Origin of the sequence: Shewanella electrodiphila (genome assembly GCF_023283985.1) — a bacterium.
In the GTDB taxonomy this organism is placed as follows: domain Bacteria; phylum Pseudomonadota; class Gammaproteobacteria; order Enterobacterales; family Shewanellaceae; genus Shewanella; species Shewanella electrodiphila.
This window is the reverse complement of the sequence record NZ_JAKIKU010000010.1, coordinates 74,734-100,740: the sequence shown is the minus strand read 5'-3', so window position 1 is coordinate 100,740 and position 26,007 is coordinate 74,734. Positions and strand designations below refer to the sequence as shown.

22 protein-coding genes are annotated in these 26,007 nt (G+C 42.9%); 9 read left to right on the top strand and 13 right to left on the bottom strand.

The genetic code is table 11. The features are described from left to right. Window positions 1-41: 41 nt before the first annotated feature. The 6 genes from L2737_RS16885 to fhuB all read left to right on the top strand — a co-directional run bounded on the left by L2737_RS16885 (window position 42) and on the right by fhuB (window position 7,962). Window positions 42-932: an AraC family transcriptional regulator gene (locus tag L2737_RS16885; RefSeq protein WP_229370866.1), complete on the top strand. Its 891-nt coding sequence runs from the start codon at window positions 42-44 to the stop codon at window positions 930-932. A gap of 171 nt (window positions 933-1,103) precedes the next feature. Continuing rightward, on the top strand, window positions 1,104-3,311 hold the full coding sequence (locus L2737_RS16880) for a TonB-dependent siderophore receptor (RefSeq protein WP_248956510.1): 2,208 nt from the start codon (window positions 1,104-1,106) through the stop codon (window positions 3,309-3,311). A 130-nt stretch (window positions 3,312-3,441) separates the two neighbouring features. Continuing rightward, the gene (locus L2737_RS16875; protein WP_248956509.1) at window positions 3,442-4,164 is read left to right on the top strand and encodes a siderophore ferric iron reductase; all 723 of its coding nucleotides are present in this window, start codon (window positions 3,442-3,444) and stop codon (window positions 4,162-4,164) included. Next, a complete protein-coding gene (locus L2737_RS16870; protein ID WP_248956508.1) occupies window positions 4,164-4,931 on the top strand; it encodes an ABC transporter ATP-binding protein in 768 nt (255 codons plus the stop codon). Before L2737_RS16875 ends, L2737_RS16870 begins: the two co-directional genes overlap by 1 nt. Continuing rightward, entirely contained in the window at window positions 4,925-5,938 is a 1,014-nt protein-coding gene (locus L2737_RS16865; protein WP_248956507.1) for an iron-siderophore ABC transporter substrate-binding protein, read from the top strand. Before L2737_RS16870 ends, L2737_RS16865 begins: the two co-directional genes overlap by 7 nt. After that, window positions 5,938-7,962, top strand: coding sequence for a Fe(3+)-hydroxamate ABC transporter permease FhuB (gene fhuB, locus L2737_RS16860; protein ID WP_248956506.1), 2,025 nt, complete (start codon window positions 5,938-5,940; stop codon window positions 7,960-7,962). The genes L2737_RS16865 and fhuB overlap by 1 nt, the downstream gene beginning before the upstream one ends. Window positions 7,963-8,153: 191 nt before the next feature. Here fhuB and L2737_RS16855 read toward each other — a convergent pair whose 3' ends face one another. From L2737_RS16855 to L2737_RS16845, 3 genes are read right to left on the bottom strand one after another with little or no spacing between them, the layout of a single operon-like run. Next, window positions 8,154-9,773 (bottom strand): PepSY-associated TM helix domain-containing protein, encoded by a 1,620-nt coding sequence (locus L2737_RS16855; RefSeq protein ID WP_248956505.1) that lies wholly within the window; start codon window positions 9,771-9,773, stop codon window positions 8,154-8,156. After that, window positions 9,770-10,069: a hypothetical protein gene (locus tag L2737_RS16850; protein WP_248956504.1), complete on the bottom strand. Its 300-nt coding sequence runs from the start codon at window positions 10,067-10,069 to the stop codon at window positions 9,770-9,772. The genes L2737_RS16855 and L2737_RS16850 overlap by 4 nt, the downstream gene beginning before the upstream one ends. Next, window positions 10,069-10,329 carry a hypothetical protein gene (locus tag L2737_RS16845; protein WP_248956503.1) on the bottom strand — a complete coding sequence of 87 codons (261 nt, stop codon included), beginning with the start codon at window positions 10,327-10,329 and terminating at the stop codon, window positions 10,069-10,071. The genes L2737_RS16850 and L2737_RS16845 overlap by 1 nt, the downstream gene beginning before the upstream one ends. Before the next feature lie 150 nt (window positions 10,330-10,479). Between L2737_RS16845 and L2737_RS16840 the strand changes: the two genes are divergently transcribed. Beyond that, the gene (locus L2737_RS16840) at window positions 10,480-12,528 is read left to right on the top strand and encodes a TonB-dependent receptor (protein ID WP_248956502.1); all 2,049 of its coding nucleotides are present in this window, start codon (window positions 10,480-10,482) and stop codon (window positions 12,526-12,528) included. An 81-nt stretch (window positions 12,529-12,609) separates the two neighbouring features. Here the strand turns inward: L2737_RS16840 and L2737_RS16835 are convergent, their stop codons facing one another. The 5 genes from L2737_RS16835 to L2737_RS16815 are packed head-to-tail and all read right to left on the bottom strand — an operon-like array spanning window position 12,610 to window position 16,516. Continuing rightward, window positions 12,610-14,679, bottom strand: coding sequence for a heavy metal translocating P-type ATPase (locus L2737_RS16835; protein WP_248956501.1), 2,070 nt, complete (start codon window positions 14,677-14,679; stop codon window positions 12,610-12,612). Then, the gene (locus L2737_RS16830) at window positions 14,679-14,993 is read right to left on the bottom strand and encodes a hypothetical protein (protein ID WP_248956500.1); all 315 of its coding nucleotides are present in this window, start codon (window positions 14,991-14,993) and stop codon (window positions 14,679-14,681) included. The genes L2737_RS16835 and L2737_RS16830 overlap by 1 nt, the downstream gene beginning before the upstream one ends. Further along, the gene (locus L2737_RS16825; protein WP_248956499.1) at window positions 14,986-15,291 is read right to left on the bottom strand and encodes a magnetosome protein MamC family protein; all 306 of its coding nucleotides are present in this window, start codon (window positions 15,289-15,291) and stop codon (window positions 14,986-14,988) included. Before L2737_RS16825 ends, L2737_RS16830 begins: the two co-directional genes overlap by 8 nt. Next, complete coding sequence (locus tag L2737_RS16820; RefSeq protein WP_248956498.1) at window positions 15,288-16,232, bottom strand: YtxH domain-containing protein; 945 nt, start codon at window positions 16,230-16,232, stop codon at window positions 15,288-15,290. Before L2737_RS16820 ends, L2737_RS16825 begins: the two co-directional genes overlap by 4 nt. After that, entirely contained in the window at window positions 16,229-16,516 is a 288-nt protein-coding gene (locus L2737_RS16815; protein ID WP_248956497.1) for a hypothetical protein, read from the bottom strand. Before L2737_RS16815 ends, L2737_RS16820 begins: the two co-directional genes overlap by 4 nt. A 402-nt stretch (window positions 16,517-16,918) precedes the next feature. Here L2737_RS16815 and L2737_RS16810 point away from each other — a divergent pair, with 402 nt between their 5' ends. Then, the gene (locus tag L2737_RS16810; RefSeq protein WP_248956496.1) at window positions 16,919-17,278 is read left to right on the top strand and encodes an HMA2 domain-containing protein; all 360 of its coding nucleotides are present in this window, start codon (window positions 16,919-16,921) and stop codon (window positions 17,276-17,278) included. Between the two features lie 164 nt (window positions 17,279-17,442). On the opposite strand, the gene L2737_RS16805 is transcribed toward L2737_RS16810, so the two are convergent. After that, complete coding sequence (locus L2737_RS16805) at window positions 17,443-17,919, bottom strand: hypothetical protein (RefSeq protein ID WP_248956494.1); 477 nt, start codon at window positions 17,917-17,919, stop codon at window positions 17,443-17,445. Between the two features lie 166 nt (window positions 17,920-18,085). Between L2737_RS16805 and L2737_RS16800 the strand changes: the two genes are divergently transcribed. Then, window positions 18,086-19,033: a LysR family transcriptional regulator gene (locus L2737_RS16800; RefSeq protein WP_248956493.1), complete on the top strand. Its 948-nt coding sequence runs from the start codon at window positions 18,086-18,088 to the stop codon at window positions 19,031-19,033. Between the two features lie 74 nt (window positions 19,034-19,107). Here L2737_RS16800 and L2737_RS16795 read toward each other — a convergent pair whose 3' ends face one another. From L2737_RS16795 to L2737_RS16780, 4 genes are all read right to left on the bottom strand, one after another. Continuing rightward, entirely contained in the window at window positions 19,108-19,728 is a 621-nt protein-coding gene (locus L2737_RS16795) for a putative quinol monooxygenase (protein ID WP_248956491.1), read from the bottom strand. Window positions 19,729-19,869: 141 nt separating this feature from the next. Next, window positions 19,870-20,943 (bottom strand): zinc-binding alcohol dehydrogenase family protein, encoded by a 1,074-nt coding sequence (locus L2737_RS16790; RefSeq protein WP_248956486.1) that lies wholly within the window; start codon window positions 20,941-20,943, stop codon window positions 19,870-19,872. A gap of 245 nt (window positions 20,944-21,188) precedes the next feature. After that, a complete protein-coding gene (locus L2737_RS16785) occupies window positions 21,189-23,639 on the bottom strand; it encodes an alpha/beta hydrolase family protein (protein WP_248956484.1) in 2,451 nt (816 codons plus the stop codon). Window positions 23,640-23,925: 286 nt separating this feature from the next. Next, window positions 23,926-26,007, bottom strand: coding sequence for a winged helix-turn-helix domain-containing protein (locus tag L2737_RS16780; protein WP_248956483.1), 2,082 nt, complete (start codon window positions 26,005-26,007; stop codon window positions 23,926-23,928).

Here is a 26,007-nt window from a genome sequence, read left to right as displayed (position 1 = left end):
CACCCTATTATTTGTATCATTTGAGATTTTGGATAGATTTTATGAAAGGCCAATCGCCTTATAGCCGAATAGAACGCGTGCTTGATTATATTCATCACAATAGTGATAAGACGCTCGGCTTAGATGAGCTTGCTGAAGTGTGCCAGCTTTCTCGCTGGCAATTACAACGTATTTTTCAGCAGCAAACGGGCTTGAATGTGGCGCAGTATGTCCGAGAACTAAAGTTAAGTCTGGCTGCAGATAAAGTAGTGACTACTGATGATCGAATGTTGGATATTGCCTATCAATTTGGCTTTACCTCAGAGGTGAGTTTTAGTCGTTCTTTTAAGCAACTTTTTGGGCTTAGCCCTAGCCAATATCGCAGACGTGGTACCAAAGTCGGCTTGCGCAATGCAATAACTCAACGTGCTGAGCACTTTATTGATAGCACCTCATTACAAACCCGTATTGAACATAGGCCGGGCTTTACCGTTTATGGTGTATCTACTCCTGTGAATGGTTTACTGGCTGAGGCGCCGAATTTTGCGACCATAGTGCCGATTACATGGGCGTCGTTATTCAATCTGATTGACGATGAAGGGGCTTTAACGGCGCAAATGATTGGCGTTGTTGATACCCGATTACCTAAAGACCTGCATTACTGGGCTGCGCTTACGGTCGATATTGAGTTGCCTTTGGCTATTCAGGCGTTAGTCGAGTCGGAGCAATTAACCTGTTTAACAATACCAAGCCAAGAATATGCAGTGGTGTCTTATCATGGCTTGCTAAGCGGTTTTGGTCAGCTAGTTGAATGGTTAATTTGTGACTGGTTACCTCAATCAGGTTTTGAGGGCGTTGATGGTTTTGATTTAGAGCATTATGGTGCCCTAAGTATCAACACGGATGAACCTTCCCATATGGAGTATTGGCTGCCGATTAAAAGCGTGACTTAATTTACTTCTATTGCCTCTCTCTTTGCATCTTGTAAGTGTGACACTTCTCTCGAAATAACATTTATTTTATAAATTCCTCCCTTCATGCACCAAATTGTTAAATGTATCTAGTTGAAACACTATATCATCCGCGCTTGATAATCATTCTCATTAGTATTCATGTTTACTGACATGGAATTGAACGTTAAAAAGGCAGAGGGCGGTATGGTCTCATCTAACAGTAGTAAGTCATTTAAATTATCCATGGTTGCAGCAGCAATGAGCGCATCTATGGTTTATAGCCAGCAAGTGTTAGCTGAAGAGATTAATGACTTATCGATTGAAATCCCAAAGTTTGAAACCATTACAGTTCTTGGCCAAGCCTATCGAAATACAGCGACTAAAACATCGCTAACGCCGCTTGAAACACCTCAAGGCGTCACTGTAATAGACAGCGAATTACTTGAGCAACGCGGTGTTAAGTCATTAAACCAAGCTCTGCGATATGTGCCAGGCGTGACCACTGAGCAAAAAGGTGGTGCTGTCACCATGTATGACACCTTTAATATTCGTGGTTTTGATGTTAACCAAAGCTACTATGACGGCTTAGTACTGCAGTCACTAACGGGTTGGAACTTACAGCCTCAAATTGACCCTGTAGCGCTTGAGCAAGTTGAAGTGTTTAAAGGACCAACGTCAGTACTTTATGGTTCAATGCCACCAGGTGGTATGGTCAACATGATTGCTAAGACTCCACAAGATGCACGCAGCACAGAAGTGAATGTGGCGGCAGGTTCTGATAATTTAATCGAAGCCTCTATTGATACCACTGGTCAAATTGGTGACAGTGATTTTTCTTATCGCGTGATTGCCTTAGCGCGCAGCAAAGATGGCCAAGTTGATCATACCGAAGAAGAACGTTTTGTGTTCGCACCTTCGATTGATTGGAACGTGTCGGACAGTACCTACGTAAACTTCAATCTGTACTACCAGAACGATCCATCAATGGGAATGAACTCATCATTGCCGTCATCAGGCATGATTTATGACAATCCAAACGGCAGCACTAGCTCATCGACTTTCGCTGGCGACAAAAACTGGTCAGAGTTTGAGCGTGAGTTTGTATTAGCGGGTTATAAAATCAATCATGATTTCAACGATAACTGGTCGTTTTTGCAGAACTTCCGCTATATGGATGCGACGTTAACGCAAAAGAATACTTACCATTTAGGTGATAAATTTGATCCTGAAACAGGCATCCTAGATCGTAACATTTACAGTACTGAAGAAAGCTCAACAGGTTTCACCATTGATAACCAATTATCAGGTTTAGTTTATACCGGTGATGTTGAGCATAACTTGTTGTTCGGTCTTGATTACCAAAAACTTGATGGTGTTTCGGCTTATTCAGAATATGGGATGACCAGCCAGTTTGGTACGTTCAACATCTTTAATCCGAATAACGACATGATCAACCCGTCCGAATTAACTTCGACTTATGATGCGACGGATGACGTTAAAGTTGAGCAAACGGGTTTGTATTTCCAAAACCAAATGCGCTACGACAATCTAATCATGATTTTGGGTGGCCGCTACGATGACTACAGCTCATCGAGTGAATATTCAGATGATTATGCTGATACAAACTCAGCAGCTGATCATCAAGAGTTTTCATACCGCGTTGGCGCAATGTATGAGTTTGAAAGTGGGATTTCGCCATTTGTTAGCTATGCCACCAGTTTTGAGCCAGTTGCGGGGACTAAAACCGATGGTTCAACTTACAAACCTGAAATGGGCGAGCAGTTTGAGTTCGGTTTGAAGTATGGCTCAGCAGATCAAAGCAAAACAGCGGCCTTGTCATTCTTTAACATTGTGAAAAGTGATGCCTTAATGGCGAACCCTGATGATCCTTGGGGCGATAAACTGCAAATCGGTGAGATTGAATCTCGCGGCGCTGAATTCGAAGGCCAGTGGTTTGTTAATGACAATGTCGATGTCGCGGTTAATTACACCTATATCGATATGGAAATTACCAAAGACAGCGGTAACGGTCTGCAAGGTACTCAACCTATTTATGTACCGAAACATGCAGCATCATTGTGGACTAACTACCACATTGATGATGGTGCGCTAGCGGGTATGCGTATTGGCGGTGGTGTGCGTTATGTGGGCGAAATGCAAATGGACGCGATGAACACTGACCAAGTTGAATCATACACCTTAGTGGATTTATCAGTAGGTTATGATCTTGGCGAGTTCAGCAGCAGTTTATTAGGTGCTAGCGTTAATTTAGTTGCTAATAACCTATTCAACGAAGAGTACTACACCTGTTATGACTCAGTGAATTGTTGGTACGGCGCAGAACGTAACGTTGAATTAAACTTCAAATATAACTTCTAATTGCGTTTACGATAGCCATAAATACGGGGCGAAAGCCTCGTTTTATGGTTTTACTTATTTATGAAAGCTATTAGTAATAAAAGCTATTAGTAATGAATGCTAACTGACCAATGTAATAAGTGGCGATGCAATGAGTTTATCTGTTTTTAACGATATTTATCAGCAATGCGAACAAATCTCTCCTTACCTTAAAGGGGAGATTTTAGTTTCTGACGCTCCCGATTCATCACTGATTTCATCTCAGCAATCGAACTTACAAAACATTAGTACTCTGCATCAAAGTATTAGGCAGCAATCGCCTGAAGCGGGCCAAGCTTATTGGCTGACTCGCAGCTGGGATTTGCTGACTTGGCAGCCGCTATATGTTGCTATTACAGCGATTTATCATTGCCAAGCCCTACCTGATTTATGCAACATGTCCCAACGTCATCAAGACGGTGTAGTGGCAGGGTTTTGCTTTTCGTGCACTGACTGCAGCACGGGCGAGTATCATCAGTTAGTGAGCGCAGCAGGTCAGCAATTACTGATTATCTTTGAGCATTTTCGCCAAGAGTTAGATCAATCAGTCCGTTGTCGGCCTCGATTTGTAGAGCATTTAATTGCAGATGCCTTATTGAATCGTCTACTCTTGTTGCAACAGACTAACCCTGAGTTTTCAGCCTATTTTATCCGTCAGCAGGCGGCATTATGGTTAAATGCGTTGTCATTGCCAGACGAACATCTTAAGAAAATTCAGCTATCACCTATAACCAACCAATTAGTATTTACTCGTTCAAGTTGCTGCTCGGTGTATAAAACCGTCACTGGCCAGAAATGCGCTAATTGTCCCAAGCTAAAACAGAAGAGTGTTTAATGTACCAACTGAACGACGTCAAAGTTATCCGCGATCAACGTACCATTCTTGATATCGAGCAACTCAATATTGACCCCCATGCACTGACTGTGGTCCTTGGGCATAATGGCTCGGGTAAGTCGACACTGGTTAACTTACTTGCCAATCAATTTCAGCCTGAGCAAGGTGAAATCACCTTGGCAGATAAAACGTTAAGTAAATACAGCGCGAAAGACTTAGCTCGTACTGTGGCATATTTGCCACAAAAACTGCCAGAGGTGGCAGGGCTCAACGTGGCTGAATTAGTGCGTTTAGGGCGTTTCCCTTGGCGCGGTACTTTAGGGCGCTGGCGCGATGAAGACCAAGCGATTATTGAGCAAGCAATGGCAGAAACCGGCGTTTCTGAATTTAAAGATACTTTAGCGGATCAGTTATCAGGTGGTGAGCGTCAACGTACTTGGGTGGCGATGTTACTGGCGCAGCAAGCCAAATTGATGATTCTAGATGAACCCACCTCTGCGCTTGATATTCAGCATCAGTACCAGTTAATGGAATTACTCAGCCGTCTTAATAAAGAGACAGGGGTTGGCGTGATTGTGATTTTGCATGACTTGAACCTTGCACTGCGCTTTGCTACCCAAATTATTTCACTAAAGAAAGGCAAAATCGCTTTTCAAGGTGATACCGATATTTTGTTAGATGAAACCTTACTCAGTGATTTATACGCGACACCAGTGACATTAGTCGATCACCCAAGCAAGCCGCATAAGGTGGCGATTGTATGCTAAGAGTCGTGGTTTTATTGTGCTTAACCGCTGTGCTGATGATGCCACATAAAGGCTTTACGGATCAGCTCCGTAGTACTAACTCAATGATTGAAATTAAAGATAGCAATGGTATTCAGCAGTTTGCCAGCATTCCCACTCGAGTTGCCGCGCTGAATTGGGATGTTGCTGAGCAAGTACTTGAATTAGGCGTAACGCCCATCGCAATGCCTGATGTCGCTGGGTACAAAGAGTGGGTAATGAATCCTGCTGTGCCTGATGAGGTGATGGATGTGGGCACTCGCGTTGAACCGAACTTTCAACGTTTGGCTGCGCTGAAACCTGATGTGATTATTATCGCTTCACCACAATTAGATTTATTGCCACGACTTGAACAAATCGCGCCAGTGTTATTTTTTCAAACCTACAGTGAACACCATGATAATGCTCAAGCTGCATTAGATAACTTTTTGAGCATCGCCAAGCTATTAGGCAAAGAGCCTGAGGCGCAAACGAGAATTGCTCAAATGCATGCGGTGATAGCCGAGCAAAAACAGCAATTGCTGAGTGCCTATAACGGCACTTTGCCAAAAGTGAGTACGTTTCGTTTTGCCAGTATGACTTCGGTATATTTATACGGTGATAACTCGACAGCGCAATACGCACTTAAATTATTAGGCATTGAACCCGCATTAAAAGTTGAAGCCACTCAATGGGGCCTTAAACAGCAGCGTTTAAAATCACTGCGTTATATTGGTGATGGTGTCGCGTTGTATTTTGAGCCATTTGCCCAAGAAACTGAACTTAGCCAGAGCGTGATGTGGAATGCCATGCCATTTGTGCGTCATAACAAGATGAACAGTATTGCCCCAGCATGGAACTACGGAGGGGCAATTTCAATTGAATATATGGCACAAGCCCTGACTAAAAGCTTATTAGCCATTGCCCCCAATTCAGTTAATACAGCGCCAATGGCCATCGACGCAGAGTTAATGAGCTCTGATAAATCAGCGATTGAAGGAGAGCTTTAATGAGTCAGCCTTTAATTAATCGATATGCATTAACCTTTATTGGCTTGGTCCTCGCCGTGCTGATGTCGGCTCAAATTGATACCCAAATTCAAGTTTCCAAGCAGCTCAGTTTATTGATGCATTTTGCTGACAGACAAGCATTGGCAGATAATTTTGATGCCATCATGTTTGTAGAGTCTCAACTACCTCGTATTGTCATGGCGATTATGGTCGGCGCGATGCTGGGGTTAGTGGGCAGTTTAATGCAGCAATTGACCCAAAACCCGCTGGTGTCACCGATGACCTTAGGTACCGCCTCTGGCGCCTGGCTTGCGTTAGTGATTATGAATGTGTGGTTTCCAACGCTGGTGGGCGATTATGCCTCTGTAGCGGCGTTAATTGGCGCCATGCTGACCCTTGGCTTAGTGATATTGATTGCAGGTGTGCGTAACCTTGCAGGCTTACCTGTGGTACTAGCGGGTATGGCAGTTAATATTCTATTGGGCGCAATAGCAACAGCGATCATTTTGCTGAATGATCAATATGCTAAAAACCTATTCATATGGGGCGCGGGCGATTTAGCACAAAATGGCTGGCAGCAAGTGCAATGGTTGCTCCCTAAGTTGTCAGCTGCAATATTGATTTTCTTATTTGCGCCAAGAGTACTGGCTTTATTGCGCATGGGCCAAGCGAGTGCTTCAGCTCGTGGATTAAACATTATTCCGGCGATTCTCGGTTTATTTGCCATTGGCTTATGGTTAGTCGCTGCTAGCATTACCACTGTGGGCGTCATTAGTTTTATTGGCTTGTTGGCGCCTAATATTGCCCGTCAACTTGGGGCAAGAACCCCTAAAGATGAACTGTTTTATAGCATGTTGTTAGGCTGCGTTATCTTAGTGATTACCGACGCTTTAGCAGTGGGGTTAAGTGTACTCACATTTGATCTGGTTCCTTCTGGTACCGCCGCAGCCTTGATTGGTGCGCCAGCATTAATTTGGTTCACCCGCCGTAAGCTATCGGCGCAAGATCAATTGTCATTTTCAATGCCGAAAAGTCATTATGCAATGAGCCAACCTAAGTTATTGGGCTTATTGTTTGTCTTGGTGGCCCTTGGAGTATTTACTACCTTGTTTAATCAAGTCACTCATGGTCAAGGCGTGACAAACGGACAAGAAGTCAGCTGGATATGGGCAATCCCTGATGCCTTTGGCTGGCAAATTCAATGGCCAAGATTGATAACATCAGCTGCTGCTGGTGCAGGGCTTGCGGTAGCAGGGGTGTTATTACAGCGTTTGATCTATAACCCGCTTGCCAGCCCAGATATTTTAGGTATTTCTGCGGGGGCAACGCTGGCATTGGTTGGCGGGGCGATTTTTATTGGGTTAAACATCTTTAGCACCGCACCTGTGATTGCCTTTTTAGGCAGTATGTCGGTGCTAGGGGTATTGCTTGTACTGGGTAAACGTCACCAGTACGCGCCTTCAATGCTGATTTTAATTGGTATTGCGCTGACTGCATTGATTGAAGCCATCGTGCAGTTTGCCTTAGCTAAGGGGGATGAAACCTCCTACATTATTTTAAGTTGGCTTGCGGGCTCAACCTACCGAGTCACGCCGTCATCGGCAGTAATGCTAGCCGCGATTGTGATTGGTTTAATTGGCTTTGCATTAGTCACATGTCGTTGGCTGACGCTGATTTCAACAGGGCGTGAGTTTGCTAAAGCGCGTGGTTTAAATGTGCCGCGGGCGTTTGTGTTATTGCTGTGTTGTGTGGCTTTATTGTGTGCTGCGGTTACGGCAACCATGGGACCGGTTTCTTTCATTGGATTGTTAGCGCCGCACATGGCGGTGATTTTGGGCGCGAAAAAAGTGGAAATGCAATTGCCCACGGCGGCAATACTAGGCGCGAGTTTGATGGTGTTTTCTGATTGGCTAGGGCAAAACTTAGTCTATCCATCGCAAATTGCTGCGGGCACTATCGTGTCGATAGTTGGTGGCATTTACTTTATTTTACTGCTGCTTAAAGGTCGGAAATCTCAGGTTTAGCCTATGACAGTGCTAATTTATATCAGTGCTAGCTTACGTCAGTATTCGCCTAGTTCGAGTTTAGTGCAGCCTGAGTAGGCTTTGATTGAGGCTCCCACTAGGTAGATATTAGATATTAGATATTAGATATTAGATATTCAATCGAGTAACCAAAAGGATAGCGAATGATAATGTCGCTATCCTTTTTTTGATTAAGATTGCTGTGGGATGGTCGCTGGTTCAAGGGCTTTGTCGCTTGCCATATTAATTGCCCAAATAGAATTCCTATCTCCAAAATATGCCCGAGCTTTAGCTTTATTGGCTGCACATAAAAAGGCAAACGCAAACACAATAGCCATGACTTCTACCATAAGGTTGCTTGTCTCTGCCGATGACCAACTTGGCATACTTGGAATGATTAGCGCTAACAGCGTTGTTGCTGGAATCGCTAAACACACTGCAGTGAGTGCATATAATAGGTGAATAGCACTATGAGCAGCGCCGCGATAAAAGCTGTAACCAATAGTTAAAGCAAAGACGGTGTAGTAACTCCACAGGTAACCTTGGTTTAATTGCACATTTAATAAGTAAAGCCATTTTGACGCTAACATTGCGACCGCAATGCCTAGCATTGATCCTGCACAGACTCCCACAGTGAGCGCTGCCATTACCTTAGTCGCTTTACGTTGCTCGCCATGTTTTTCACGACGCTTTTCTAACCAGAGTAAATTACCGCTATAAAATAAGAATGCGCCTAATAAGCCCATTATAAAATACATCCAGCGACCATAATTGGCGGCATAGTTACCAAAGTGCAGAGAAAAAAAGCTGTTTACTACAGGGGCAAAGACATCTTGTTCTGATGAAGTGACTGTCGAATAACCGACCTCTAACGTAAAAGGATGTAGATAGATAATGTCATGGTAACCGCCGCGTTGCATACGGTCGTCGGCACTAAGGTAGGCGGCTAAGCTTGGGTTAGGTGTATTGAGCTGGGTAAATTCAAATTTATCAATGCGGTAGTCAGGTGCCAGGGCTTGTAACTGCCTTTGGTACTCGGCCATGCTAGGCAATTGTTCTAGGTCATAGGTGATACTGCCGCGATCTCTTGGTTCAAATAATGGTTTATCTCCATAAACGAGACTAAGACCGCCATACATAGGGTCGTGAAATGCAAAGACTACGGCAGTCCAGGCAATTAATAAGTGAAACGGTAAGCTGACAACACCCACAAGGTTGTGACTGTCTAACCAAAACCGATTCGCTCCTTTATGTTGGCGCAGTGCAAATAAGTGTTTAACTATAGTGGGTAAGAGAATAATTACCCCAGAAATCAGTGCCAGAAAATATAATGCAGCCGCGACACCTAGGATTAATACTCCCAGATCTTCATGGCCCACTTTACCCATAATGCCAGCCGTGCGATGGAGTTGATCGATTAAATTACCCAGCTCGTTGCTTGGTGCTTGCTGTACGATCATTTGTTCATTTTTATCCAGGCGAGCAAAAGCTAACCGATCATCCAGCCTTAATCCTCGGCCGCCACCATGGGCAAACCAGGATAATGCCGCACCGTCTTCAACAAAATCAACATTAAAGCCTTCACGTGCTTTGTCCTGTTCACGGATGGCTTGACCAATTAAACGATCAATTTTTTGCTCGCTAACAGGCGTCGCCGTCAAGCTAGTAGGTGTTGCCCATTGTTCAATTTGCGGTTTAAACATGGTTAAAGCGCCGGCAAAAAATGCAATGAACAATAACAACGAGGTAGTGATCCCTGTCCAAGTATGAACAGATTGATAGGTTCTTAGTACATCAGAGCGAATTTTCATTGCAACCACCACAAACTAACAAATAAAAAATAAACACAGACATTGGCAAACAGCAGGTAGATAAAAGCACTGCGCGCTGTTTTGAACAGATAGATTAATGTCAAAATTGGCAACCAAATAGCACTGATCATCCACATATTAAATTGCACTTTCATGCCAGTTTCTAAACCATCAGGGCCGAACCAAGCAAACAAAGCAATTAGGCCATAACTCAGTAATAAGCCCATAAAAATGCCAATAAAGGTTTTGCACCACCAGTGAGGTTGGATTTTATCTTGGAGCAATAAACGAGCCATTATTTACCCCTACGAAAGCGAATGAGTGTGGAAAATGGAATTGAAATCATCATGGTGATAAAGGTAAAAATCCATACAAATATTGCCGCAGTGGTCGTTAATAGTTGCATCCAGCTAAGCAAGGCAAATAGCAGTAAGCATCCACCTAGCATCGCAATAATTTTGGGGTGAGAGGTACTTAACAAGCGTTGGTGTCTGGTCGTGACATAAATCAGCACCACACCTATTAATGTTAATAAACATGCCGAGATTTGAAACATAACGACCTCGAAGTTAATAATTATTAAAAAACTGTGATAATAGTAATGTAAATGGTAATGATTCGCAATTGCGTATCGTCACACTTAGGAGTAAATTATTTAGCGATTGAAATTCACTCATATTATTTATTATGCAAGGAAATGCAGTATATGAACGCTCGCAGATTCAAGTTTCGCCTGCTCACCAGCGCACTGTTAGCCACCCCGTTATTTGCTTTTGCAAATAACGTATTAGATAGCGATAAAAGCGACTCGATTGAAGTGATCACCGTATATGGTGAGAAAATAGAACGTAGTCTTAAGGACAGTACTTCCTCAATTTCGGTTATTGGTAAAGACGTGATTGACAGTGGTCAATATCAATCTATCTCAAGCGCACTTGCTGAAGTTCCCAATATCGTAGTGTTAACAGGTGCAGTACCTGACATTCGTGGTGTAAGTGGCAATGGCAGTGCAACAGGTTTTAATTCGTTTTCAGGTGGTGCTCGTGCAAGAGTATCAACACTTGTCGATGGGATAGCAGAACCATTTGTTGCCGACTTAAGCGGTGATACGGGATTGTGGGATATTCAACAAATCGAAGTTTTCCGTGGCCCGCAGTCAACCATCAATGGTCGAAACAGTATTGGTGGAACGGTTTTTGTTAAAACAGAAGATCCCACATTTGATTGGGAAGGGGCTGCTAGGCTTGGTTATCGAGACCAAGATCAATTCATCGACACTGCTGTTATGTTATCTGGGCCAATCTTAGATGATGAACTTGCGTTTCGTGTGACAGGGCAAAGGGTCGATGGTGATACTTATACCAATCAGGTTGAACACGAAACTAATCCTAGCCATTTTGATCAAAGCGAGCTGATAACTAACCGCTGGCGTGGCAAGTTATTGTGGCAACCTAGCGCATTAGATGGTTTCTCGGCTAAGTACAGCTTCTCGTACAATGAAGAAAAAGGTAACTCGGGCCGTAAATACTTCACCGCTGATGACCCTTGGAATTATGAGCAAATATTTAATCGTTATGTCACGACAAAGTCCAACACTCATGCTGTGAATTTCGACTATAAAATTGATGATAGCCAGTCTGTTGAACTCGTGGTTGCATACATGGATTATGAATGGGGTTTCAACACTTACGAGGCCACCCCTGCAGCTGAGCAAACGGTGGACATGGCAGATGATAGCTGGACCGTTGACGGTAAATACACTTTTGGTTTGAATGACCCAAGCCTAAATGGTTTTATCGGTTTGGCATATTTTAATCGCACTCAAGATTTTGAAAGCCAAGGCAGTTATCCATACTTTGGTGATGACTCGACAACATCGAGCTCTGTTTACGGTGAAGTCACCTACGAATTTATTGAAAAATGGCGCCTTACTGCTGGTGGTCGATTTATGCGTGAAGAGCAAACCCGTAACTTCACTTATTTACCGATTATTGAAACCTTAGATAACAGCGAGTCTGTCTTCTTACCTAAACTTGTACTGCAGCATTTATATTCTGATACCACAACATTTGGTGCCAGTGTTCGTCGAGGCTATAACTCAGGTGGCGGAGCGTTAGACTTTAATGCACAAGAATATTATTACTACGATGAAGAGTCGGTATACACCTATGAGTTAACGTCACGTAGCAGCTTTAATGATGGCAAAATCAACCTAAATGCCAACATATTTTATAATGACTATGATGGTTACCAAGCTTCAAATAGCTTACGTCGTATCACCAACGTAGAACAAACCGTGACCTATGGATTTGAAGGCGAGTTAACTAGTATGCTCACTGATGATTTACAGCTAGTTTCAGGTTTAGGTTGGCTTGAAAGTGACATTAAAAAAGCAGATGCTGACTATGGGGATATCGAAGGTAATGAGCTCAATTCAGCGCCTAATTTTACTGCCAACCTTGGATTAAAATACTGGTTAACCGATGAGTTTACCTTTGGTTTATCGGGTAACTATGTCAGTGAATATTTTGGCGATATTGATAATACTGAAGACCGTGTAGCAGGTGATTATGTGGTCAGTCGTTTAAATGTTGATTATCAAAATGATGTTTGGCGCATTAGTGCTTATGTGAATAACTTATTTGATGAACAAGGGATTACCACTTTTGAACCAGCATCAGGTCGTTACCCTACGGGCTATGCTGCCATCATCGACCCACGTAACGTGGGTGCGACTGTTACGTATCAATTCTAATATTTGTTGCACACAGAAGATGAAAAAGCCAGTTCAATAGAACTGGCTTTGTTTTGTAAACCTGGGCTAATAAAGGATTAGCTAAGCATTTTTAATCGCTACAGAACGCGCCAAAATACCCAGTGTGGTGCCATTATGCAGCAAGGCACTCATGGTCGGGTTTAACCAACCTAATGCGGCTGCGAGCATAATGCCACTGTTGACGTATTCGGCCACTTTGATGTTGCTATTGATCATCTTCATTGCCACTTGAGCTAACTGATAGGTTTCAGCTACGCCATATAAGTTGTCTTGAAGCAGCACGACATCAGCCGCTTGTCTGGCGAGCTCAGTGCCTTTACACATTGCCACGCCGACATTGGCCTTAGTTAAAGCGGGTGCATCATTAACGCCGTCACCCACAAACATCACTTTGTGCCCTTGCTGCTGCAAGGACTCGATAATGCTTGATTTAGTTTCAGGCGTTGCTTCGGCAAACACTTTATCGAGTTTAAGATCGTCACCCAGCATATTTGCTTTATAGACACTGTCGCCAGAGATCATCATTAATTGGCTAATACCAAGCTGCTTTAGATCTTCAAGTGTTTTATGTACATCATCGCGTAAATGATCTCTTAACCCTATCATTCCCATCAATTCGCCTTGATGAGAGATAAAGATTAAGTGACGTCCTTTGGCTTCGTACTGACGGATCTCATCTTCATAGGCGCTAAAGTCGACGGCTTCGTGGGACTCTAAGAAGTGACGGCTACCCATTACAAGGCAGTGTTCATTGACGGTACTTTTAAGTCCATGAGCAATGACATATTCGACTTCACCGTGATCGATATGGGGCAATTGATGATGCTTGGCTGCATTGACAACCGCTTGAGAAAGCGGGTGGTTACTGTGCTCTTCAACTGAGGCGGCAATGGCCAATAAATCGCGGGCACAATGATCGCCCTGACAATTGAAAGGTACCACATCGGTTACCTCCATATCGCCATGGGTAAGGGTGCCAGTTTTATCAAATACACATACATCCACTTTGGCGAGTTTTTCAATCGCACTGCCACCTTTTAATAAGATACCTTGCTGAGCGGCGCGGTACATTATCGACTTAAAGGTAACTGGGGTGCTGAGTTTAAGCGCACACGAGTAATCAACTAAGAATACCGAGGCAACGCGGTTAATGTCTTGGGTTAATGCAAAGACCGCAGCACCGATGCCTAAGGTAATTTTAACTCGGCGATTAGCCATATCTTGCGTGACTTGCTGAATTTCACTTTTTTCGCTGAGGGAGTCATAAATAAGCTGGGCAATTTTGGCAGTTGTAGCCTCGCTGCCAACTTTTTCAACTCTAACTTTAATCGTACCTTCGTGAACACTAGAACCTGAATACACCACAGCATCAAGCTCGCGGCGAATAGGAACACTTTCACCAGTGAGTGCGGCTTGATTGATTAATGCTGCGCCACCAATCACAACACCATCAATAGGCACAGGATCGCCAGGTACCAGTTCGATAATGTCATTTACTGCCAATTGACTTGAGTTTACTTGACTGCGGCTATCGTCAGGCAAAATCTGCCACACGATAGAATCTTGCGGGATCATCAAGTCGGCGAGTAATTTATCGCTTTTACGACAGGTTTCTTGTTCCATGTACTCGCCAACACTGATCAGTGTTTGGGTCATCATGGCAGTGCGATAATCACCACGATATGCTGACAGCCCGACAGCAATGGCATCTAGGACTTCAACTGAAATGCGCTTTTGCTTTAGCTCAGATAAGCCTTCAACAAGCGTGGGTGCAATTAAGGTTGCAGTCGATATTGCGCCCCACTTATTCGGTAGCAATGCCGCCGATAAAGTTCCAATTACATTCATGGCGATATCACCACGAGTGAATTGATGCTCTGCTTCTTCAGGCTCAGCTTGGCTTAGGTCGAGCTGCGATAATCTGGCTTCAATGATTTGTGGTTCAAGAAGCGCAACATCGTAGTCGATAACAATCGATTTCGCTGCTTCATTGACCCTGACTTCGCTGATGCCTTGAATCGCAATCAAGCTACTTTTAATCCACTCACCAATGTCATTCAGCTTCGTAGAGCGGGGTAACTTAAAGCGAATACGACCCGGAATGTGATGCTTAATTCTCACAGAGATCATTATTCACCTTTATTGAGGTTACGGTAATAATCTAATTCCGCTTGAGTGTCTTCTAAGCGCTCTTTCAATTCTTCGACTTCTCCACGTACTGAAGACCATGCCTTTTCACCGGTTGAAGCGACACTTTGCTGCACTTTTTTATTACTGATTAAATAGGCAACGGCTGCGCCAGCCGCTAATCCCATCATAAAATGAGTCTTAGTGTTTTGCGCTTTATAAGGTGCAGCGTTTTCAGTTGGTGCTTGCTGTGGTTGTTGCGGCTGACCATTAGGGCCGTAGCCATAACCATAGCCGTATGGAGGATAATTATTCATTGCGTTTTTTTCCTGAAAATTGGTCAACAAGATAAAGACTTGCCGCGCCAGCCGCTAATATGGTCATTAACGATAGCATTGGACGGCCAGCCATTTTGCCAGCAGCATAAGTTGTGACACCACTAATCGCAGCGGCTTGTATTGCTGATTTAGTGGCTTTAGAAACCAGTCTTTCAGCATTAACCTCACCTTGTTTGTAAGACTTCCACTGAGTCGCAACGGATGCGCCGCCGCCGACCATTGCGCCGACTAACATCGCTCGGTTAGCAGGGCTTAATTGGCTGTATGCATTACTCATGCTGGTTTCATTTCATCAGTTGATACAGATACTGCTGCAACAGGAGATTCTTCAGCTGGTGTGTCTTCAACAGGTTGTTCATATTCTGCTTTTTCTTCAGCTGGTGCTTGATAATGACGCTCTACAGATGCCTGAAAGCCTTCTTTGCCAGCACTGTATGTATCTTTAAAAATTTCACTGCTATTAGAGACATTTTCTTTAACATTGCTGGCTGTTTGAGAAGCGGTTTCTTTGACTTTTCCGCCACCGCTTTTTAGCATGTCACCCGCGCCTGAAACCACATCCATCATTTTGCCACGGACTTTATCATTACTTAGTAAAAGTGCTGCTGCAGCGCCAATCATTGCGCCTTTCCAAAATTCTTTATCGTTCATACCTAAGCTTCCTAATATGTCTTTAAACATGCCTGCATCTTCACCTAATGCTTGTTCAAGCATGGCTTGTGCTTGTTCCATAAATGGATCATTTTCGTCAGCACTTGCTTCCGGTGGTGATTGTGGTGGCATGTGAGGGTGCGGATAATATGCAGGATGCATCATTTGTGGGTGTCCCCAAGCTGGATGATGCGGTGCATGCTGTTGATGGTTCGGTTGTGGATGGTTCGGTTGTGGATAATAGTGTGGGTGATTCTGTGGTGGATAAAACCCTGGGTGCATGTGCGGTTGATGCATATGTGATTGATGCATGTCTTGATGTGGATGAGCATAAGCAGGGTGGTAATAACCCGGTGGCATTTGCGGCGGATATTGGTTCATATGCGGTGGAACTTGTCCCCACTGAGGCTGTTGCCCATATGGCGGCTGTCCATTGGCTGCTTGCTGCTCATTAACCGTTTGCTCGTTGGTTTGAGGCTGTTGTTGAGCTTGATTGTTCATGGTTTCAGTAGCGCCTTGTTGTGCATATTGCGCAGTGTAGCCTTGAGATGTGTAGTGATGGCTCATGTTTTAATTCCTTCGTCATTTAAGTACTGCGCGAGGGCGAAATACGCTTGCTCAGCTTGTTCATCAGTACCATCAAACAGGTCATTAACCAGTTCAGATCTTACAAGGCTGGCATCGTACTCGATGACAATGCTGCCCGTGGATTCATTAATCTTATAGCTGAGAAAAGCGGGTACTTGGGCAATCACATCGTCAACATTTTGCAGGTTGAATTGCATCAGTTGTGACATGATCCCAATCTTGTATTTAAGACGAATTCTGCCGGGGATATGATGAGCTATCATGACCCAGCGTCTCATTTTGATAACTTTATTTAGATATTTGTCCATTTGAGCATTATACGAAGCTAGATCCTGCACTTTTTTGTCCAAGATCACGTTTGGTACAGTTTCTTGATGTCGTCAGCTGTTTTTGACCTTGATGACGATTAAAAATGCTTTCTTTAAATAATGGTTTCTAAACAGCTAATTGAATTGACAGTAATTATTGATGGATCTTGAAGCCTGATAAGCTTTGAGAGCCTAATGTAAAGATTGTATCAATCGCCAGATTTGGTTTGGTGCATAAGGTCGGCAAGCTGAGTTAATCACTAATTATAAAATAATTATTTTGAATGCTTTACGTACAATTGCAGTCAATGATAATATCACTGTAATGATAATGATTATCACTTAATGAGGTGTGTTATGAGTATATATGTTCACAAAACTAAGCAAAGATTGAGAGTAAGATCTGAATATATTCGTAACAATAGAGCGCAGGTCGCTGAACTCATTGAACAGCTAAATCAAATTGATGCGGTAAAACATATTAAACACCAGTATCATGCGGGCTCTGTGGCAATCACATTTGATGATAATGAGTTAGATTGTGAAAATTTATTAGAAATTCTTGAAAGTCATGGTTGGTTAGAAGAAAGCAGTCGTTCATCATTTGTCGAAAATGCCGTGGTTGCGGGAACTAAAACATTAGTCAAAGGCATGGCGAGTATTGCATTGTCGCGCTTGGTAGGCCCTTCTATTAGTCGTGTGATTATGAGTGTGTAACCGAATCTTTTTGCAGAGCATACCCTCAGATTAGGTCATGCCCATAAATGGCCTACATCATCAAAATTAAATGAACATAACTCAAGCTTCAACGTCACCAAACCCAATCTGTTAAACAATAGCGACTCAAATCAATTCTCTTGAGCCGGCCTTATATATTGAGTTTACAGGCTAATATTAAATTTCTTCATCGCACATTTGCAATTTCCACCCGCTAAAGCTGGGCAGCGTTTACATGGCGGTGATTTTAACGGAACTTGGGCTATTGAGCGTGGTTGAATTTGTACTGCACCCGCAGCACTTCGTGAGGCTTCATTGGCGGGGGAATTGGTTGGAGTGTTAACTCGATTAGTCGGGGCTGATTGAGGTTGTTTTGCTTGAATTCCTCCCTCGCTAAACCCTCCGTCTCTAACCCCTTCTTTTCTAAACCATGACAGCAATGGATTTAAAGGCTGTATGAGTTCAGAAACCACATTGCCAACAACTTGTTCAGAAAGTTGACCTAATTCTTTTTTTAGTTGTGGTTGTATATAAGTCACTTTGCTGGAGTTAGCGGTCAGCGCATTAAGTTGCTTTAATGACTTACTGGTCAATTTCTTTGACTTTTTCTTGAGTTTTTTGAGTGCGCTTTTTGAACTCACAGCTTGTCTACCTCTTAAATGACTTGGCTATAAAATAGCAAAATTTGCTTGGTAAATAAATATTATTCTCATTTAACTTTCTTGTATTGAATAAATAGTGGTTATCAAATGAGGTTTAATCAGTCATGATGAGTGGATTAATTGGAAACTGGAATTCGCGTCGATTATGTCTCTTACTAAGCAATTAGCCCTTTTTCTTGATGTGGTTCAGCAAGGTTCTTTTACAAAAGCTGCCACCTTGCATGATATGGATAATTCGCTACTGTCGAAGCAGATTAAAAAGCTTGAAACTGAGCTTGGGGTGCAACTGCTCAACCGTTCTACACGTTCTTTTTCGCTGACTTCTGCAGGGGAAGAGATTTTAGAACAAACTCAGAATTTGATGGAAACCTTAACCCAAATTCAAAATATTGCTGACTCCTATCAGTCAGAACCCAAAGGCATTATTCGTATTTCATCAGCCATTTATTTCGGCCAGCAGTACTTACAACCTGTGATTGCCAAGTTCATGACCTTGTATCCCAATGTCAAAGTCACGCTGTCACTTGATGATAAGCGGACCGATATTATTTCTGATCACTTTGATGTGGCATTTAGAGTGGGCAAGTTGGCTGAATCAAATTTAATCGCCAAAAAAATTGCTAAAACCCATTTTGCGATAGTGGCATCAGAATCATTTATCGAGCAACACGGAATGCCGCAAACTCCTGAGGAGTTAATTCAGTTACCAGCTGTCATTTACAGCAATGGTAATGTCAGTTTAGATCAGATGTGCCTGACGGAAGCGCCTCATGGCGAGCAATACAAGATGTATAAAATGCGTGGCAATTACAAAGTCAGCGATGTGCGCACATTGATTGAAGCAGTGAAATCAGGTTTAGGTTATAGCTTAATTGATTTGTTTAATTTGGATGAGCCAATCACCCAATCTCAGTTAGTACCGTTATTGACCAATCACGGCTTATCGACTGTAGATACTGGCATTTATGCCGTTTACCCACACCGTAAACAAACCTTATTAGTCAGTGAATTTATCAAAGCGGTACAAGAACATATTGGGACTCCGCCATTTTGGCTTGATCATATGCCTGGCTATAAAAATATGTATAAGTGAGGCAAATTGGGCTGCTTTGCAGCCCAATATTCGATGAGAGTTTAGCTACTCTCATCCATTTGAACTGAATAAATTTATATTTCAGTGACAAAATTCATATATTGCTGCATATCACCTACCACAGCTTGTTCCATCAAGGCGCCAGTGATTTTGGCATAAGGCTGCTGAAAGTGAATGTCCCATACGTCCGATTCCTTGCGCCAATGCTCATACACAGCTAACGTGCTGTCGTCACCTTTGACGGTGTACAAATCAAACAACAAGTTACCTTGTTCAGTACGAGAGTGTTTAATATGCTCTTCAAATTGAGCCAATAATTGCTGGCGCATTTGTGGATTGATTTTGAAAATGAAAAAGATAATAAATACTTCATCTTCAGGATCAGCAGGCTTAATTGCTATAGGCAATGGGTTGGTTTCGCCTAAATGAAACACTTCTACAGGTTGCTCTAGTGCCAATTCAAATAAAGCCATCATTGCAGCTGTGTGCGGTAGTGTCATGTGATGTTCAAGGGCTGCCTTATCTGCCCAGCGTTCATAGGCAAAAAATACATTTGGATTGCTATTATCAACAAACATTTTCATTTCAACATTGCCAGCTTCATTCGCGGCGCCTTGCTTATTTGTCATTAAAGCTGCTTTAAATTCTGCTTGGTATTCTGGCTTTACCGTAAATTTTACAATTTGATTTAACATCGTCAGTTCCTTGATGCCGCATTGATTAAGCCCAATGCGGTGTGGATTAAATAGTACTTAATAGGCGATTGTGTCATGGTCAAATTCGATGACTTGTTCGATAACTGATCCCAAGACTTATGCGCCGCCTTATGCGAGAAGCTAAAAGCCTTCTAAAACGATTTTTCCTTTGGCTTTTTGGCTCTCAAGTAATTGATGAGCCTGACGCAAATTTGTGGCATTTATAGTGCCGAAATGATTGCCAACCGTAGTTTTGATGACGCTATCATCGATCAAAGTAGAAACAGCATTAAGTAACTCATGTTGCGCTTGCATATCTTCAGTTTTAAATAAAGAGCGAGTAAACATCATTTCCCAGTGTACTGATACCGACTTCATTTTAAATGGCATGATATTGAGCGTATCAGGGTCATCAATTAAGGCGAACTTGCCTTGAGGTTTAATGACTTTTTCTATTTCGATTAAATGTTGCTCGGTATTATTTAAACTCACCACATAGTCAACTTCAGCCAACGATTGCACGGCAAATTCTTCACTTAATGGATTACGATGGTTGATAATATGATCAGCGCCTAAATCTTCTAACCATGAAACGGTTTCAGGTCGTGACGCCGTTGCAATGAGCTCAAGATTAGTTATCTGCTTAATTAATTGCACCATTACTGAGCCTACGCCTCCAGCTGCACCAATCACTAGAATGCGTTTTTTAGCAGGCTGCTCTTGTGCAGAACTATCTGAACTATTTTCTTGCTGGCGCTGGCCTTGTAAGCGTTCAACATCTAATCGGTCAATATCTAGCCGATCAAATAGTAATTCCCATGCAGTAATAGTCGTAAGAGGAAGTGCAGCAGCTTCAGCATAAGAAAGGCTATTTGGCATTTTGCCTACAATGCGTTCATCAACTAACTGAAATTGCGCATTGCTACCTGTACGAGTTATGTCGCCGGCGTACCACACTTTATCGCCTACGTTAAATAAACTCACTTCATCGCCAACCGCTTTTACAATACCAGCGGCATCCCAGCCTAATACTTTCCATTGGTCTTTTTCTGCTGGCATATCTTGGCGAATTTTATAATCTGCTGGGTTAACAGACACGGCTTTTACTTCAACTAAAATATCTCGGCCACTCACAACTGGTGTTGGCAGTTCAATGTCTTGTAATGCGTTAACATCAGTAATGGGTAAATTTTGTTGGTATCCGATGGCTTTCATAATCTAGCTCCAATGTCTGTTTGATGGAGTGATAATGCCGTGTTTTTCTATTGTGAAAAAGAGACGTAATCACCAATTATTATGGTGATTAAAGTCCGTAATCGATTGGGAGGTTATTCAGTTAACGAGATGGTTAAGTGGGTTATTTGCATCAAACGGCTGTTTGAGGAAGAGGCAGAGATAAAAAATCCCCACTTAATCGAGCAGGGATTTTGATGATTATCGTTGATGAATAATAGGGCTTATTACTCTTTTGTTTCAGGGTAAAGCGTGTTCCACCATTGTGGTTCATCTTTTAGATGTAAATCGAACCATGCCAATGTGGCATCCCACCAGTCAAAGCGTGCTTGGCGGCCATTAATGTGATGATCTTGCCCATTGAACTCAATCAGTTCAACTGGCTTATCCAGCATCTTGAGGGCCGTGTACATATAATGGCTTTCGCCTACTGGTACGTTAGTATCGGCATTGCCGTGAAGCAGTAACATCGGTGTATTGATTTTATCTGCATGATACAGCGGGCTGTGGTCGACGTATAAATCGCGATTATTCCACGGGAAGCTGCCTTTACTAGCTACGCCTGAGTAGCCGTAACCCCACCAACCATGGCCCCAATAAGCCGATAAGTTACTGATCCCTGCGTGTGCCATAGAAGCAGCAAAAATGTCAGTTTTAGTGGCTAAATACATGGTCATAAAGCCGCCGTAAGAGGCGCCCATGTTACCTACACGTCTAGGGTCAACAAAGGTGTGCTCTTTCAAGAAAGCTTGCGTACCTTCGATAATATCGTCAGCACTGTAATCACCCCAGGCGTTAACATGACGACCACTGAATGCTTGACCGTAACCGGTTGCGCCGTTTGGTTGGAGTACATATACCACGTAACCTTTTGCAGCCCAGAGGTTAAATGGCCAGCGACCTGTGAAGTTACGGGTTACAGGTGAGGTGCCACCGTAGTAATACACTAAGGCTGGGTATTGTTTGTTGGCGTCAAAATCGACGGGTAAATACACACGGCCGTCGATGTTGTGTCCATGCTTGTTGGTGAAATCGAAATCTTCAATTTTACCTAAGCGTGTATCGGCATAACTGGCAGCTTTGCTATCAAACAGTAGCGATTTTTTACCTGACTTCATAAAGTAGGCTTTTTGCGGCACTGTTGCTGAGGTGCCAGCATAAGCGATTACTGGTTTTGATAAGTCACTTGCCACACTGTAGCGGTTAACCATGTCCATGCCAGCGCTAATTTTACTGAAGCGTTTTTTGCTTAAATCAAACAGATACAGCTGGCCACGATCGCCTTCACCAACACGTAATACTAAGTCATCATTACTGAGTTTTGCCGCGCCGCCAATGGCTGGGTCAAAGTCTTTACTCAGTGCAATGACCTTACCGTTAGCATCACGCCAGTAAAGCTGACCGTCATAGTTATTAACTACCACTTTGGGGTCCTGAACGCCTAAGCCATTCATAAAGTCTGGCCCTGCCATGATGTACATACCATCATCGGTATAAGTGGCAGAATTAAAGGTGCGGTACTCGCCAATCTGGGTTTCAGTTAAGTCAGCAAGATTAAGCTCAACTAGCTGAGTCAGGCCGTGGGCAGGTTGTTTGTAATCCACTGGGTTACGGGTGAGTAGTAGGGTGTTGTTGTCGATGTGGCTATCGACTAGGTTACTACTGAGCTCGCCATCAGTCAGTTGGCGGATAAAACCTGAATCTTTGTCCAATAAATAAATCTGGCTGTTATTACGCCAGTAACTCCATCTATCTTCTAATGCTTTAAAGCGCTTGTTAGTGGCTTTTTCGTCTGCTTTGAATGGTTTTTGCCAGCTGAATAATACATTGTCGCCATACCAATGCAGGTTAGAGACGTTTTCCATATCAGTTGCTGCGATATCAATACTGATGTCTGAAACTGTCAGCAATTGAATTTGATTATCAGCAACATATGCTAGCTGCTTGCTGTTGTTTGACCAGGCTGCACTTGCTGGTGCGCTGTCTTGCCAGCGATAAATCACTTCTTTATCTGAAGTGTCTATTAACTCTGTCACTGCAACGGGTTTGTTGTCATTGTTGGCTGGATAATGACTTTTGGTTTGCAGTAAATATTTACCGTTTGGCGATAAATTAAGGCTAGTAATGACTTCAGAGTCAAATAACTTCTCAGCCGAGACCCGTTGGGTTTTAGTTTGGCTAAAGCTTGGCGCATCAATATCGGTTTCACCTTGCCAGTCTAGACTGAAATCGGTTTCAGTATCGTTGCCATCGGCAAGGATAAGGACTTGATGATCGCCACTGGGTAATTTAAGTTTTGCTTCATTCGCGGCGTTAAATAAAGTGCCGTTGAGAAAAATTTTCGGTGCATTTAGGCCATTGACCGTTAAGGTTCCTTGGGTAAAGCGATCCACACTCAGCTGCACTTTATAACCTAACCAGCCTTTGTCAGCTGCCGCAGTTGCTGATTGCCATGGGTAGTCTTGGCCAAATATGCGGATGTCGTCATTATCTTGTGCCAGCGCTGCGGCAAGGTTTGCGCTTAACGCATCACTATGGCTGCCAGCAGATAAGGTTTGTGAAGTGATAGTGGCGACTGGGCCAATTTGTTGAATGTTATTTCTGTCAATGTCTGCGCTATGGCTAAAGCCTGAAAACGCCAAAGCGATACTGGCACAAACCAGAGAAAGTGCTTTCATGGGGCATCCTTGTTGTTATTGATTCTTACTTTGTTTTTTATTTTGTTCTAAACCCAATATTTAACCTCACAGTGTGTCAAATCTGTTGTGAAAATGCACTGGGTTTGAGGCGGAAAAGGTTATTGAATTGCAAAAGAATATGTCAGTAATGAATTGAAATCATCTTAGCCATGAAACTGTTAGAAACACGTTAACTGTCAGCCACAACTATCAGGTTTAATTATCAGTCTTAACTATCAGTCTTAACTATCAGTTTCAACTATCTGTTTAAATTGGTGGCAGTGGATTAGTGCAGCGGTATGCGATAAATATCAGCGTCATTAATCCCTTGCATGCTCACGATGATGGTATCGTCGCTTGCTGCTGCAATACTGCGTTCATTACGAATGCTCATTGCGGGTAATTTAAACGCTATCTCGCTCTCTCCATTGGAGGTTAAGCGCTTAATTAAATCATTTTCGTCGCTACGCTCAAGATAATACAACGCATTATTTTGGAAGAAAAAGCTGCCCCAATCTTTGGCCCTTAATGTGTTATTAACCTTAATGGGCTGTGTTGAACCTGCTGCTAAATAGTAAATGCCTGCGACATTGTCTAAGGTGTAATACATGCCTTGATTATTATCTTCAACGGCATATTTAATGTTGTCATTGAGGATGAGTTTTACCTGTTTACTGGCTAAGTCATATTGATAAAACCCCCACTGCTCATCAATCAGCGAGGAGTAATAAACGCGACTGCCATCAACCGAGAAAGAAGCGTAACGAACGTTACCTTTAACTTGTGGAATTTTCACTAAGCTTTGGTTGGCGGTATCGCCTAAATACAGTTCGTTGTAATCCAAGCCTTTGGTTCTTATCGGGGCGACATACATTGAATTCTGGGGCGATGTTGCAGGAATACTGACCATTCCCATTCCATCTGTCAGCATGGTATTTTTATTATCTTCTTTTAACCATAACTCCCAGTCTCCTGAACGATTAGACAGAAAAATGAGTCCATCTGTTTTGGCAAAGTATTGGCCGTATAAATCCCGTGATGATGAAATCAGTTGTTTGACGATACTGCCATCTGTCAATGAACGCTGGGTAATGAATTCCTGTGAAATATGTCGCGAATAATACAAGTCATTGGTGGCTTCACTGATAGTGATACTGCTGATAGTTTCATCTTGGTGGAAGCTTGATAATGTTTGTGTGTCAAAGTCGTAGCGTTGGATGATAAATGCCGCTTCTCTTAATGCAGTAAAATACAATAAATTGCTGTTGTGATCCCAATCTAAGCCAATGACTAAGGTTTCATTATCTGCAATGACCTCAGTTGTATTGGTGCTAAGAGTATGGAGCATGACTTTGGCTATCATATTTTCTTGTGATCGCATGATGGCTAATTGACTTGAGTCAGCTGACCAAGTCACCATCAAATCGTGTTCACCGGCAATAGGCGAGGTGAGCGCCGTGACGGTGTTGTCGCTGAAGCGGTATTGATGAATGACTGAACGATCTTCTTTTGCTTTTGAATATGCTAAATATTTGCCGTTGGGCGACCATTCAAGGCTGTGTAAATAGCCTTTACTTATACAACCTGAATCTAATTGTTTATCTTGGTTGGTAATTAAATCCCGTACATGTATGAAGCACTGATTATCTGCAGTATGGCGCATGTATGCCAATGAGTGTCCATCAGGCGACCAAGTCGGTACGCCTTCAGTGTCTTTACTCATCGAAATTTGCCTCAATGGCGCTTTATCATCATCAAGATCTTTAATATACAAGTGGCCCTTTGCATTGGCTTTACGCCATTGAAATGCCATAAAACGTCCGTCTGGCGAAATCGCTGCGCGCTCTTCCACTCCTTCAAAGTTGGTAATGCGCTGTGGCGTGATAGACGTGTTTACCGTATTTGATTTGGTCAGTTTATCAGCTGATTGCACCGCAAATAAGCCTATTGCGGCTAGCATTAACACGGTGACAGCGATGAAAACATTTTTTTTATGTTCGACGGTTTCGCGAATGACATTGCTATTCGTTTTTATGATGGGAGTGGGCTGTATTAATAACTGATAACCGACTTTAGTGACGGTTTTAAAATAATGTTCAGGCTGTTGCCCTAGCTCTGAAAAGGACTTCCTCAACTGCCAAATCGCATTACCAGTACCACGTTTTCCGACTTCAATATTACCTTGCCATACCTGTTCAATTGCCTGTTCTTTAGTGACCGTTTGTTCAGGGTACAAGATCAATAACTTCAAAAATTCGAATACTTTTGCAGGTAATGCAACCGTATTGTCATTTGAAGTGATGGTCATGTCATAACAGTTGATAGTGCATTGACCAATTTGATATCGCTGATATGGAAGAGAAATCAT